The 12,197-nt window shown below is 31.3% G+C and carries 10 protein-coding genes and 3 tRNA genes; 3 read left to right on the forward strand and 10 right to left on the reverse strand.

Annotated features, from left to right (window positions below; all coding sequences use genetic code 11):
• Window positions 1-116 precede the first annotated feature (116 nt).
• The 7 genes from ACFSSE_RS11815 to ACFSSE_RS11845 form a co-directional block, all read right to left on the reverse strand.
• Window positions 117-629, reverse strand: coding sequence for a phage integrase SAM-like domain-containing protein (locus ACFSSE_RS11815; protein WP_379100931.1), 513 nt, complete (start codon window positions 627-629; stop codon window positions 117-119).
• An 18-nt stretch (window positions 630-647) separates the two neighbouring features.
• Window positions 648-791, reverse strand: coding sequence for an Arm DNA-binding domain-containing protein (locus tag ACFSSE_RS11820; RefSeq protein ID WP_379045951.1), 144 nt, complete (start codon window positions 789-791; stop codon window positions 648-650).
• A gap of 250 nt (window positions 792-1,041) precedes the next feature.
• Window positions 1,042-1,128: transfer RNA gene (locus tag ACFSSE_RS11825), tRNA-Ser, on the reverse strand.
• A gap of 83 nt (window positions 1,129-1,211) precedes the next feature.
• Window positions 1,212-3,215 carry an HD family phosphohydrolase gene (locus ACFSSE_RS11830; RefSeq protein WP_379045948.1) on the reverse strand — a complete coding sequence of 668 codons (2,004 nt, stop codon included), beginning with the start codon at window positions 3,213-3,215 and terminating at the stop codon, window positions 1,212-1,214.
• Window positions 3,216-3,718: 503 nt separating this feature from the next.
• A complete protein-coding gene (gene queG, locus ACFSSE_RS11835; protein ID WP_379045945.1) occupies window positions 3,719-4,651 on the reverse strand; it encodes a tRNA epoxyqueuosine(34) reductase QueG in 933 nt (310 codons plus the stop codon).
• 18 nt (window positions 4,652-4,669) lie between these two features.
• A complete protein-coding gene (locus tag ACFSSE_RS11840; RefSeq protein ID WP_379045942.1) occupies window positions 4,670-5,299 on the reverse strand; it encodes an HAD family hydrolase in 630 nt (209 codons plus the stop codon).
• Between the two features lie 116 nt (window positions 5,300-5,415).
• Complete coding sequence (locus ACFSSE_RS11845) at window positions 5,416-5,814, reverse strand: DUF1573 domain-containing protein (RefSeq protein ID WP_379045939.1); 399 nt, start codon at window positions 5,812-5,814, stop codon at window positions 5,416-5,418.
• Between the two features lie 125 nt (window positions 5,815-5,939).
• On the opposite strand from ACFSSE_RS11845, the gene ACFSSE_RS11850 reads away from it, so the two are divergent.
• The 3 genes from ACFSSE_RS11850 to ACFSSE_RS11860 all read left to right on the forward strand — a co-directional run bounded on the left by ACFSSE_RS11850 (window position 5,940) and on the right by ACFSSE_RS11860 (window position 8,676).
• A complete protein-coding gene (locus tag ACFSSE_RS11850) occupies window positions 5,940-8,363 on the forward strand; it encodes an alpha-ketoacid dehydrogenase subunit alpha/beta (protein WP_379045936.1) in 2,424 nt (807 codons plus the stop codon).
• 133 nt (window positions 8,364-8,496) lie between these two features.
• Window positions 8,497-8,570: transfer RNA gene (locus ACFSSE_RS11855), tRNA-Ile, on the forward strand.
• A gap of 32 nt (window positions 8,571-8,602) precedes the next feature.
• Window positions 8,603-8,676 (forward strand) — tRNA-Arg (locus tag ACFSSE_RS11860).
• A 415-nt stretch (window positions 8,677-9,091) separates the two neighbouring features.
• On the opposite strand, the gene ACFSSE_RS11865 is transcribed toward ACFSSE_RS11860, so the two are convergent.
• From ACFSSE_RS11865 to ACFSSE_RS11875, 3 genes are all read right to left on the reverse strand, one after another.
• On the reverse strand, window positions 9,092-10,090 hold the full coding sequence (locus tag ACFSSE_RS11865; RefSeq protein WP_379045933.1) for a 2-hydroxyacid dehydrogenase: 999 nt from the start codon (window positions 10,088-10,090) through the stop codon (window positions 9,092-9,094).
• A gap of 217 nt (window positions 10,091-10,307) precedes the next feature.
• Window positions 10,308-10,757: a nuclear transport factor 2 family protein gene (locus ACFSSE_RS11870; protein WP_379045930.1), complete on the reverse strand. Its 450-nt coding sequence runs from the start codon at window positions 10,755-10,757 to the stop codon at window positions 10,308-10,310.
• A 29-nt stretch (window positions 10,758-10,786) separates the two neighbouring features.
• Entirely contained in the window at window positions 10,787-11,962 is a 1,176-nt protein-coding gene (locus tag ACFSSE_RS11875; protein WP_379045927.1) for a DUF1624 domain-containing protein, read from the reverse strand.
• Between the last annotated feature and the right edge of the window lie 235 nt (window positions 11,963-12,197).

Raw genomic sequence — 12,197 nt, forward strand, 5'->3', positions numbered from 1 at the left:
AGAAAGAGAAGGCATTCAACACTTGGATATTTGACACCTCAGGAGTTTGGAGAGCTATTAATTCAATCCAAAACAGCAGCATAAATATTGGATTTTATAAATCTAATTAATGCTCCTCAAAAAACAATAATCTGACAATAAAAAACCTCTAGTAAACTATTGCAATTCCAGTTAGCAGTAATCCAGCTGTTGGCTAAACATATCCTAACAATTTTACCAAAGTTTTTGATGTATTTAACCGCTGAATTATTTGCGCAGTTGCGAACAGTTCTTAAATAGAATTCATATTCGCTTATAAAATGATTGTCAATCTTTTTGATGTCTAAATCTTTGACTTTGTATTTCCACTCTATAAAATCCTGCGTATGTTTAAGCGAAGTTTTATAACGTTCTAATGTGCCTGCTGCAAATTCTTTACCCACTAAAGCTTCCACTTTATTGTTATGCTCTGTAAAAATTTCAATAATAGTTTTAACAGCTTCCTTCTTGCCTAAAACCTGATTCCGGATAGCGTCAGCCGTAACTTCTAAAGATTCCCTAATTAAAATATCTTGTGCTTCATAAACTTTAGCTTGAAACTGGTCGATATACTTATTTAAGATTTTGGTTTCTTCCCGATTTCCTAAAATCCGTTCGGATTTTTTACACTATTTGGAAGGTTCGCACTTTCTGTTTAAAGAGAACTCAACGCGTTTCCCATGAATGGTTATTCTAAAATAAATAGGTATAGTTCCTGATTGGTAAGCTTTGGGTGTTTTTAGGTAAAAATGTAATTGAATTAAATTACTCATAATTTTGAGATTAAAAGTTAAACAAAAATACTTTTGCAACTAAATAAAATCAAGATGTTTACTGATTGAACAGGTTGATAATCAAATTTTTATAAGTTCAATCGAGAGTAATCTAATACGATACTAATGACTCTCGATTTACGCTCATTTAATATGAGCAAATTTGAATATTTTGCCCTTCACTCTGAAACAAAAAAGCCTACAATCATATGATTTGCAGGCTTTTAATAAAATTTGATACGAGTATCTGCGGAGAGAGAGGGATTCGAACCCTCGGTACCGTTGCCAGTACGACAGTTTAGCAAACTGTTCCTTTCGGCCACTCAGGCATCTCTCCAAATCTTAGTTTTATTGTTAACAATTTCGCTAAGGGTCTGCAAATATAGTAATCCATCTATATCTACAAAATTAAATTTTAATCTATTTTAAATATTCTACACGCACATGGTAAATGCCCATAAGCATTGTCTTAAAAATCAGCTTAATAGTCTCAATTTCCTTTAAAGTAATATTACTATCGTTTAATTGGTTTTGTTCCAATTTATAGTCAATAATACGTTCCACTAAATTATTTATGCTTTCCGCATCAGGTTCTTTTAAACTTCTTGACGCTGCTTCAACAGAATCTGCAAGCATTAAAACTGCTGTTTCTTTAGTAAACGGAATTGGTCCTGGGTATCTAAAAGTGTTTTCATCAACAATTTTTTCTGGGAAATTCTTTAAAAACGATTGGTAAAAATAATCAACCCTTGTGTTTCCATGGTGTGTTCTTAAAAAATCAATAATTACCTCAGGCAAATTATGTCTACGAGCCATTTCAATGCCGTTTACAACATGTCTAATAATAATCTGGGCACTTTCCTCGTAAGGTAATTTATCATGCGGATTTAAGCCTTTATTTTGGTTTTCTATAAAGAATTGCGGATTATCCATTTTACCAATATCGTGATATAAAGCACCAGCTCTAACCAACAAAGAATTACCACCAATTTTAAAAATTGCCGACTCTGCTAGGTTAGCTACCTGCAAAGAATGCTGAAAAGTTCCAGGGGCTTTAAAAGCCAACTCTCTCAACAAAGTAGAATTTGTATTGGTAAGCTCAATTAGAGTAATATCAGAGGTAATACCAAATAGTTTTTCGAATAAATAAATCAAAGGATAAGCCAATAACGAAAGCAATACACTAAAAATAAACGGTAAAAATTTGCTCCACTCAATAGCCTCTAAAGTTCCCTCACGAATAAATGAAATACCTAAATAGGCAATAAAATAATTCAATAAAATCAATAAAGCTGAAATTAAAAACTGCTCTCTGCGTACCAAGTTTTTAATACTATAGATAGCAACCATACCAGCTGTAATTTGTAAAAAAGCAAATTCAAAGCTATTTGGCAAAAAGAAACTGGCAATAAGCACCACCAATAAATGGATATTCATGGCCAAACGAGTATCAAAAAGTATTCTGATAATGATTGGGACAATACAAAAAGGAATATAGTAAAGGCTAGGTAGTTTTAATTTTATAGCCCACGATAAAAACACCAACATACTGGTGACTATTATGAGTATCAATGATATTTGGCGGTTGTCATTAAAAATATCTTTTCTAAAAAGATGCAAAAAAACCATCAACAAAGTAATAATTAATCCAACCAATAAAAATTGCCCCGCTAAAGTCAATTTTCTATCATTGGGGGTGGTTATACTATCTTCATAAGTTAACCTTAACGATTCTAATTTTTGATAAATATCTTCTGTAACTGTACTTTCTTTAGTAACAATAACTTCCCCTTTTTGTACCATCCCTCTTGTTGACGATACATTTTCAACTGCTTGCTTCTCAATCTTTTCAGTAAAACGTTCGTTATAGATAATGTTTGGCGAAATTCTATCTTTTATAATTCCCAATAATAAATCCGACTCAATATTTTTTTGTTTAACCAATTTATTGCCCGCTTCTGTAACCGCAGATGCTTGAGTTAAAAGTGTGGCTGTACTTACTTGGTTCTCTACATTGTTTCTAAGCAAAGAAATAATATAATGATTATCATCCCTTTGGTATTTTTTATTCAACCCAATTACGCCTTCTTTATAAATACCCTCTAAAATCTCATAACCTAAATCAAAGTTCTTTACTTTTATAGCATCATCTTTTAACCCAGCGTTTCTCCATTTTGCTTCAAAATCTGATTGATATTGTAATATTTGATCCTGAAAAACTTTTTCATCTATTTCGTAAACTGGTAAAACAGATTTTAAAATTGATTCCTTATCTTTTTTTACTTCCTCAATATTTTTTTTAATCGGAAAGTTAAAAGGAGAAATTAAATCATCATGCAGCCAAACATTTCCTTTTTCAAACTCGTATTTGAATTTAGCATGTTTTGGTAACACAGCTGTGATAATAATAATACTCAAAGCCATTAAAATATACTTAATTACCGAAGTATATTTCCTGTATATAATTTTATGAGAATTCCTGTTAATATCAGCCACGTTAGGATTTTATTTTTTTCAAATTTAAGATAAATAATTAATAGCCAAGCTTAGGGCATTATTCTCTAATTAAATCAGGTCTTTTCCACAATTTTTTTAGCCTTTATGTCTATTTTAAATATAGCGTTTATTACTATAAATTAACAGTATTGGGTAATAGTACTCTAAAATTTTTAGATAATTTGGTTTCTAATAAAGATGTTTTAATTGATAATATCCAAAAAAGGATTTATGATTAATATTATTTTGGGCGTTTTAACAGGCTATTCGTTTCAATCTTTTTGTCCGCCAGCTGGCGGACAAAAAGGATTTTCACTGCTATCCTTAACGCAAAAAAAGGTTATCTTAAATTAAAAACTGATTAAACAACATAAAACCAACACAAATGAGCAATCCCATTATTCAAAATTAAAGAAAAAGGAAGTCATTTCTTAATGCTCTAAAAATCTAATATTACGTTGTAAGCCTTCAAACTTCGTACGCTTAACCGCCGATTTTTTAAATATCGTTTTAAAAACATCATGAGTAATTTCTTCCCAATCTGTTTTTGAGAGTTTTAAAAGGTTAGGGTCTGCTTCAAATGAGGGTTCTTGGTGAGGTACAGAAAATCTGTTCCATGGGCAAACATCTTGGCATACATCACAACCAAACATCCAATTATCCATTTTACCTTTAAATTCTTGTGGCAGTTGCTCTTTTAATTCAATAGTTAAATAAGAAATACATTTACTGCCGTCAACAATATATGGTGCAACAATAGCATCTGTTGGGCAAGCATCTATACAGCGGGTACAAGTGCCACAATGGTCGGCTACAAACGGTTGGTCTTCTTGTAAATCTAAATCAACAATTAATTCTCCTAAAAAGAAAAAAGAACCATTTTCTTTACTAATTAAATTGCTGTGTTTACCCTGCCAACCTAAGCCAGCTTTTTGTGCCCAAACCTTATCTAATACCGGGGCCGAATCTACAAAGGCTCTGCCATTTACCGCTCCAATTTCTTGCTGAATAAATTGCAATAAGCTTTTCATTTTATCTTTTAAAACAAAGTGATAATCAGTCCCGTAAGCATATTTTGATATTTTTGGTGCTGTTGGGTCTTGCTGTTGTTTGTCTGTAAAATAGTTTAGACCAATTGAAATAACACTTTTAGCATCATCAACTAAAAGTCTAGGGTCTAATCTTTTATCAAAATGGTTATTCATATAATCCATTTTGCCATTGTAGTTTTTAGCTAACCAATTTTCAATTTTTGGTGCTTCGTTTTCTAAAAAAGTTACTTTAGCTATGCCGCAAAATATAAAGCCAAGGCGTTTAGCCTCGGCTTTAATTAAATTTGCATTACGTTCTTTAAAATGAGGCATTTAACTAAATAGATTTTATTATAAATAAGTGCTAAATAATTTCTGAATACTATCTGGATAAGTCATTAAATAGGTATTTATACCTAAAGATTTTGCGCCTTCAATATGTTGTGGACTATCATCAATAAATAAAGTTTCTGCCGGGTTTAAATTATTTTCTGTAAGCACTTGTTCAAAAATATCTGTATTTGGTTTTCTCTTTCTTACCAAATGAGAATAATAAATCTTTTCAAAAAAACAATCATTCCCGTTTAAATTGAAAGTTTTTTGTAAGTATTTTGTAATAAATTCTAAGTGAATTTCATTAATGTTACTCAATAAAAAGGTTCTATATTTAGATTTTAGTGCTAATAATAAATCATGGTTACCATCAATAACGCCAATTAGTAGCGAATTCCAAGCAGTATCAATCTCCCCATCCGTTAATTCTGGGCAGTTACTTGCCTCTCTAATGCCTTTCCTAAACTCTGCTGCACTAATATTTCCTTTTTCAAACTCATCAAAAATGGTGTGATGGCCTTTATGAGCAAAAAAATCTTCAACATTTTTAATCCCTAAATCTATAAAGGCTTGTTGTGTACGTTTAAAATCTATTGTAAAAATAACGTTTCCGTAATCAAATATGATGTTTTTAATATTTTTCGTCATTCTAAATATGTGATGCTTATGCTATGTATATTAAGTTTTAGCCTTGAGCCTTTATGTAAAGACATAAAAAAAGCCGTTTCTCTTTTTAGAAACGGCTTATAAATTTTAAATAAAACTTATTCTCCAACTTCTGCAACAACCTCGCCTTTTATATAAAGCATTTTTAAAGGTGTTTTAGAGTTTGATGTAATTTTAACAAATTTGTTAAAAGGCGCTGCCACAGCAGCATTATAAGTTAATGTAATAGAGCCAGACTGACCTTTTAAAACAGGTGTGCCTTGTTTTGGTTCTATACTTGGCACTGTACAGCCACAAGTAGATTCTACTGCGGTAATAATTAAGGGCTCTGCACCAGTGTTGGTGTATTTAAATACAAAAGAAACAGGTTTACCTTGAGGAATCTTTCCAAAATCGTGAGTTTCCTCGTTAAATTTAAATTCAGCCTTGTTGTCTTGCATCGCTGTAAAAGCAACGAACCCGATAATTACTGAACATAATAACAAAATCTTTTTCATGTTTATTGTTTGTTTAATCAAATATAAGCAATTCAATTATTGAACCAAAATTTTTTAAACATTGCTACAATGTTTCGGGGCAAAAAATATTTTACTATTTTTACGTTTTACCCCCAAAATTTAAAATGATAGACGCTAACAAAAACTCTGATAACGCTTTTGAAACATCTGAATTAACATTTGATGATTTCAAAAAAATGGTGATTAATGATTATGATATAGCGTTTAAGAGCCGTCAGGCAAGTATTTTGGGTAGGAGAGAGGTACTTACCGGGAAGGCCAAATTCGGTATTTTTGGCGATGGTAAAGAAGTAGCTCAATTGGCTATGTCTAAAGCTTTTAAAGTTGGAGATTGGAGAGCAGGATATTACAGAGATCAGACATTTATGTTTGCATCTGGTATGTTAACCATTAAAGAATTATTTGCACAATTGTACGCAAACCCAAATATAGAACAAGAACCTGCTTCAGCTGGTAGGCAAATGAACGGTCATTTTGCAACCAGATGTTTAAATTCCGATGGATCTTGGAAAAACTTAACAGAAATAAAAAACTCTTCATCAGATATTTCTCCAACATCTGGGCAAATGGCAAGGTTGGTAGGTTTAGCTTATGCTTCAAAACTATACAGGCAAAACACAGAATTACAAGATTTTAAACATTTTTCTGTAAGCGGGAATGAAGTTGCGTTTGGAACTATCGGAAACGCATCTACTTCTGAGGGTTTATTTTTTGAAGCCATAAATGCTGCTGGTGTTTTACAAATTCCTATGGCAATTTCTGTTTGGGATGATAATTACGGCATTTCTGTCCCAGCCAAATATCAAACTACTAAAGAAGATATTTCAGAAATTTTAAAAGGTTTTCAGAGAGAAGAAGGCAAGCCCGGTTTCGAAATATTTAAAGTTAAAGGTTGGGATTATGTTGCACTTTGCGAAACCTATGAAAAAGCAATAAAAGTTTGTAGAGAAGAGCATGTTCCAGTATTAATACATGTTACCGAAGTTACACAGCCTTTGGGGCACTCAACTTCTGGTTCTCATGAACGTTATAAGTCTCAAGAAAGATTGGCTTGGGAAAAAGAGTTTGACTGTTTAGTTAAAATGAAAGAATGGATAATTTCTTCAGCTATTTTAACTGAGGAAGAAATTGAAAATATAGAAGAAGAAGGTAAAAAGTTTGTTAAAGCTGTTTTAAGAGAAGCTTGGGCAGATGTTACTACCGAAATAAAAAAAGAAAAACAAGAAGCTTTGGCATTAATTGATGCTATTGCTAACGAGGTTGAAGATGTTAAAAAGGTTTCTCTAATCTTAAAATCTGAAGTAGATCCCTTGCGTAAAGAAGTAATTTCGGCAGTTAGAAAAACCATAAGATTAAGTCGTAATCAGCCATCAGAAAACAGAAACCAACTCATAAATTGGTATCATAAAGAGTTAGAAGCAAATAAAGAACGTTACAATACAAAACTTTTTTCTGGTACCCAACTTTCTCCTTTAAATATTAAAAGTATTAAACCAATTTACACTGAAGACAGTAAAATGATTGACGGTAGAGAGGTTTTAAATGCTTGTTTTGATTATAATTTCTCTAAAAATCCGTTAATTGTAGCATTTGGTGAAGATTTAGGAAATATAGGTGATGTTAACCAAGGTTTTGCAGGCTTGCAAACTAAATATGGCGAGTTAAGAGTTGTTGATACTGGCATTAGAGAAATGACAATTATTGGCCAAGGTTTAGGTTTGGCCCAAAGAGGATTTAGACCAATTGCCGAAATTCAATACCTAGATTATGTGACATTTGCACTCAATATTTTAAGTGATGATTTGGCTACTTTGAGTTATAGAACCAAAGCTGGACAAATTGCACCAATGATTGTTAGAACAAGAGGACATAGATTGGAAGGTATTTGGCATGCTGGCTCTCCAATTGGTATGCTTTTAAATTCTATAAAAGGTATCCATTTATGTTTGCCACGTAATATGACTCAAGCAGCAGGAATGTATAATACCTTATTAAAAGGAGATGAACCTGCTTTAGTAATAGAATGTTTAAATGCTTACCGATTAAAAGAAAGGTTACCAGAAAATCCAGGAGAATTTACAATTGCTTTAGGTGAGGTTGAAATTTTAAGAGAGGGCGCTGATATTACTGTAGTTTCTTATGGTTCTACTCTAAAACTTGTTTTAGAGGCAGCAGAAGAATTGGCAGCCTATGGTATTAATGCTGAAGTTATAGATGCACAAACTTTGATGCCATTTGATTTAGCTATGGATTGTAGAAAGTCTTTAGAAAAAACAAATAAGCTATTGATAATTGATGAAGATGTGCCAGGTGGTGCAAGCGCATTTATACTTAGAGATATTTTAGAACGCCAAAACGGTTATTATTATTTAGACGCTAAACCAGAAACTTTAACTGCAAAACCGCATCGTACACCTTACGGTTCTGATGGAGATTATTTTAGTAAACCAAGTATTGATGACATTGTAGAAAAAATATACGAAATTATTAAAATTGAAAAGCCAACAGAATTTGCGCCTATATTTTGAAAATGAAACACTTAGCTATTGTTGAATTTTAAATTTTTATCGAATTTATTTTTTAGAAAAAAACAAGTGCTTTTTGTTTGTATTTATTAGAAAAAAACGCTAACATTGCATCCGCAAATCAGCGATGATTTCGGCACCTATAGCTCAGTTGGTTAGAGTAGAAGACTCATAATCTTTTGGTCCCTGGTTCGAGCCCAGGTGGGTGCACAAAAAAAATATTCATCTTCTAAAGATGAAGAGGTCTCATAGCTCAGCTGGATAGAGCAACTGCCTTCTAAGCAGTAGGTCTCAGGTTCGAATCCTGATGAGATCACTTGCCAAAGATAAAACCCCTGTAAATTGAGTGTTTACAGGGGTTTTTGATTTTTACTATCAATATTACTGTCAGTTTTTGGAATCAAGCGTAAAAGTTGGAGGATTAAAAACACCCTAAAATTAAATAGGAACTAAATAAAAATACAATGCAAAAAGTAAGAGTAATTACTTCGTTGATTATTTGTCTTTTCATATTGCTTTACTAAGTCTAAACAATCAGTTTTTTTAAAACTATTGGTGTAAAATTTCGTATTAACGATTGAAATGACACCCTTTTTGCTTTTTCTGCAAAAAGATATAGTTAAAAGCGTATTAAAATGCCACAAAACGTTTAATCCCAACGCCAACAATCAAAAACATAGTACTATAACAATACTAAATAAATACATAAGAAATTATTAATATTAGCAAGCCTACACCAACCTAACATTTGCATCATTAGGCATGTCGTTTTTGTCAAGCCTGGTGATGCTATTTAACGTAACCTCAGCAATTTCTTTTAAAGCTTCCTTGGTAAAAAAAGCTTGATGCGCAGTAAGTAGCACATTTGGGAAACTTAATAAGCGTTGAATTTTATCGTCATCAATAATTTCTAACGAAAGATCTTTAAAGAATAAAGTTTCTTCTTGTTCATAAACATCAATGCAAAGCGCAGCTATTTTCTGGGTTTTTAGTGCTTCAATTATATCCAAGGTATTAATTAACCCACCACGGCTGGTATTTATAATAGTAACGCCAGTTTGCATTAAATTGATGGTTTCTTTATTGATAAGATAATGGTTTTCTTTTGTTAAAGGGCAATGCAAAGAAATGATGTTTGATTCTTGAAGTAGTTTTTCTAATGAAACATAGTCCACACCTTTTTCTTTTAATGTTGAATCTGGGTAAAGATCGAAAGCTAAAATTTTACATCCAAAACCTAACATAATATTAATAAAAGCTTTACCAATTTTGCCTGTGCCAATAACACCTACTGTTTTTTCAAACAAGTTATAACCTAAAAGCCCGTCTAAAGAAAAATTTTGCTCACGCACACGATTATATGCTTTATGCGTTTTTCTATTTATAGTCATTAACATTGCTGCTGCATGTTCTGCAACTGCCTCTGGCGAATAACTTGGTACTCTACAAACAGAAATATTGAATTCTTTTGCCGCATCAAGGTCAATATTGTTAAAACCAGCGCAACGTAAAGCAATTATTTTCACTCCTTTTTTTGCTAAAACCTCAATTACAGCTCTGCTCAATTTATCGTTCACAAACACACAAACAGCTTCTGCATCTTTAATAATATCTACAATATGTGGCCCCAAATGCGTTTCGTGATAAGTAATATCAAAACTGTGTAGCTTATTAGCTTCATCAAAAAACAACTTGTCGTATTTTTTTGCAGAGAAAAATTCTATTTTCATTCAGGGTATATTTTTAAATGTAATGTATATGGCATATTACGTCTTTTTTACGGCATAATAATATTTATATTACAAAGTATCGTTAACAATAATTAATCTCGATTGTCAATTAAAAATCCCGTATTCATTTAATTTTAGACGAGCTTAAAATCAAACTATCCTCATTAATAGCCTTCATATTTATCACATCATCCATAATAGGGTTTGGGATGGTGGCTTATAAAATATATTGTTTAATTTTCCAACTTTTACCTTCTTTCACAGCCACTCCAGAACCTCTACAAATTTTCATTTGAGTGTTCAATAATTTATCAAACCATGCTGTTTCTCCGGTTTTATCAAAATAAATATTTCGTTGTATGGAAGTAAAACTCCATGCTTTTCCTCTATCAAAAAAAGGCTTTGCATAATTCATAAACTCTGTTTTATTCCATCTTTCGGTAGCGTCTGTTCCTGTAAAAACTGCACTATCAGCATAAAAATTGAAGTAAGATTTAAAATCTGCTTTTGCAGCAGCAGTGTTTAAAGAGTCTAACATATTTCCTATTTCAATTTCTTCTTTATCAGCATCAAAATTTAAAATGTGTGTTAAATTGTTTTTAGTTTGATTACATGCAAATATGCCAACTGTAAATATTAATAGAAGTACTTTTTTTAGCGCTTTCATTTTTGAGGGATTTTAAATGATTAAAAATTTTATAAATAGCTTAACCACCATTTATCTTTATTTTTTGATTTGTACGTTTTATACCATCTGCAAATTGGATAAAGTATTAATATTAATGTTATCCAAACAATATAAACTCCCGGTAAATTATAGCCTTCTGTTGGAAAATTGAGCTGTAAAGATTTTAAAGTTTGTATTTCGTTTAGAGAGAAAATAACTACAGAAAAAAAATGTATAAAATAAAGGTGTAAGATGTAGTAGAAAAAAGCAGTGCGTCCAAAAACCAACAATGTATTGGTAAATCTGTTTTTTATGTTTTCTGTAAAAGCTAAAAATAAAAGTGCAAAACCAATTGTAATACTCATATACAGTAATGATGGTGGATATTTATGTACATCTATAAATGAAAGAAATGTAACCCAATCATCTTTTTGTAAAGTCCAAGGTTTTGGATCTCCATAAATATTAACAAACCGCAAAACAATAAAGAAAAGCAAAAGAAACAAGCCTAATATTTTCAATATCTTAACCCTTTTAGTTTGGTTAAAGTTAGGTTGATATAATCTGCCTAAAGCATAGCCCATCATCATTAAGCCCGTCCAAGGTAAAAATGGATACGCAATAAATAGCTTATGATTTTCAAATAAGCGGTAAGTTTTAAAATTTCCTGAATGTAAAAAATCTAATAACACACTTGCTTTAAACCCGCTACTTGCTTCTAAAAAATCTAATAAGTTATGCCCTAATACAATTACAAGCCCAATGCTTAAAATAGTGCGATATGGAAGGAAAACTAAGAAACCCAAGATTACCATACTTATGCCTATTGCCCAAATTACTTGCAGTATAAAAGTGTGGTAAAATGGGTCAAATGTCCAAGCAAATGATATGATGAAAAATTCAGCAAAAATTAGCCATAAACCTCTGGTTATTAAAAACAAACTTAGTTCTTTTTTACTTTTTATTAAGCTTTGAAGGTATATGGACGTACCTGAAAGTAAAACGAAAGTTGGTGCACAAAAATGGGTTGTAAATCTAGTAAAAAAGAGTAGGGTGGTAGTAGTTTTTAAGTTTAATGGATCATCAATTTTTGCGGCAATATGAAAATAATCTCTAACATGATCTAAAGCCATTAAAACCATCACAACTCCTCTTACCATATCTATTGATTCAATTCTTTTTTTTATAATGTGTTGATGATCCATTTAATTATTTTTTTGATAAATAAATTCTAGATTAAACCCATGAGAAACATATTAACAGAAAAATCCTTTTTTTAAGTTAAATATTCAAATTCTGTATTAAAATATTATTGTGTAATTTCAAATATCCATATAAATTAATCATAATCAAGGGGGTAGTTTAATATTGTTAATGATATTTTGTAAGTACTTAAAAAGCGATTATTTGTCAATAAACCTTATTTTTGCATTTCGAAAA

The organism is Pedobacter alpinus (assembly GCF_042684645.1).
In the GTDB taxonomy this organism is placed as follows: domain Bacteria; phylum Bacteroidota; class Bacteroidia; order Sphingobacteriales; family Sphingobacteriaceae; genus Pseudopedobacter; species Pseudopedobacter alpinus.

What these genes read in the sequence shown, in the direction of transcription:
- ACFSSE_RS11870 (WP_379045930.1), bottom strand. Translation starts at nt 10,757, where the DNA reads ATGAAAGCGCTAAAAAAAGTACTTCTATTAATATTTACAGTTGGCATA.
- ACFSSE_RS11875 (WP_379045927.1), bottom strand. Translation starts at nt 11,962, where the DNA reads ATGGATCATCAACACATTATAAAAAAAAGAATTGAATCAATAGATATG.
- ACFSSE_RS11865 (WP_379045933.1), bottom strand. Translation starts at nt 10,090, where the DNA reads ATGAAAATAGAATTTTTCTCTGCAAAAAAATACGACAAGTTGTTTTTT.
- ACFSSE_RS11830 (WP_379045948.1), bottom strand. Translation starts at nt 3,215, where the DNA reads ATGGCTTTGAGTATTATTATTATCACAGCTGTGTTACCAAAACATGCT.
- ACFSSE_RS11845 (WP_379045939.1), bottom strand. Translation starts at nt 5,814, where the DNA reads ATGAAAAAGATTTTGTTATTATGTTCAGTAATTATCGGGTTCGTTGCT.
- ACFSSE_RS11850 (WP_379045936.1), top strand. Translation starts at nt 5,940, where the DNA reads ATGATAGACGCTAACAAAAACTCTGATAACGCTTTTGAAACATCTGAA.
- queG (WP_379045945.1), bottom strand. Translation starts at nt 4,651, where the DNA reads ATGCCTCATTTTAAAGAACGTAATGCAAATTTAATTAAAGCCGAGGCT.
- ACFSSE_RS11840 (WP_379045942.1), bottom strand. Translation starts at nt 5,299, where the DNA reads ATGACGAAAAATATTAAAAACATCATATTTGATTACGGAAACGTTATT.
- ACFSSE_RS11820 (WP_379045951.1), bottom strand. Translation starts at nt 791, where the DNA reads ATGAGTAATTTAATTCAATTACATTTTTACCTAAAAACACCCAAAGCT.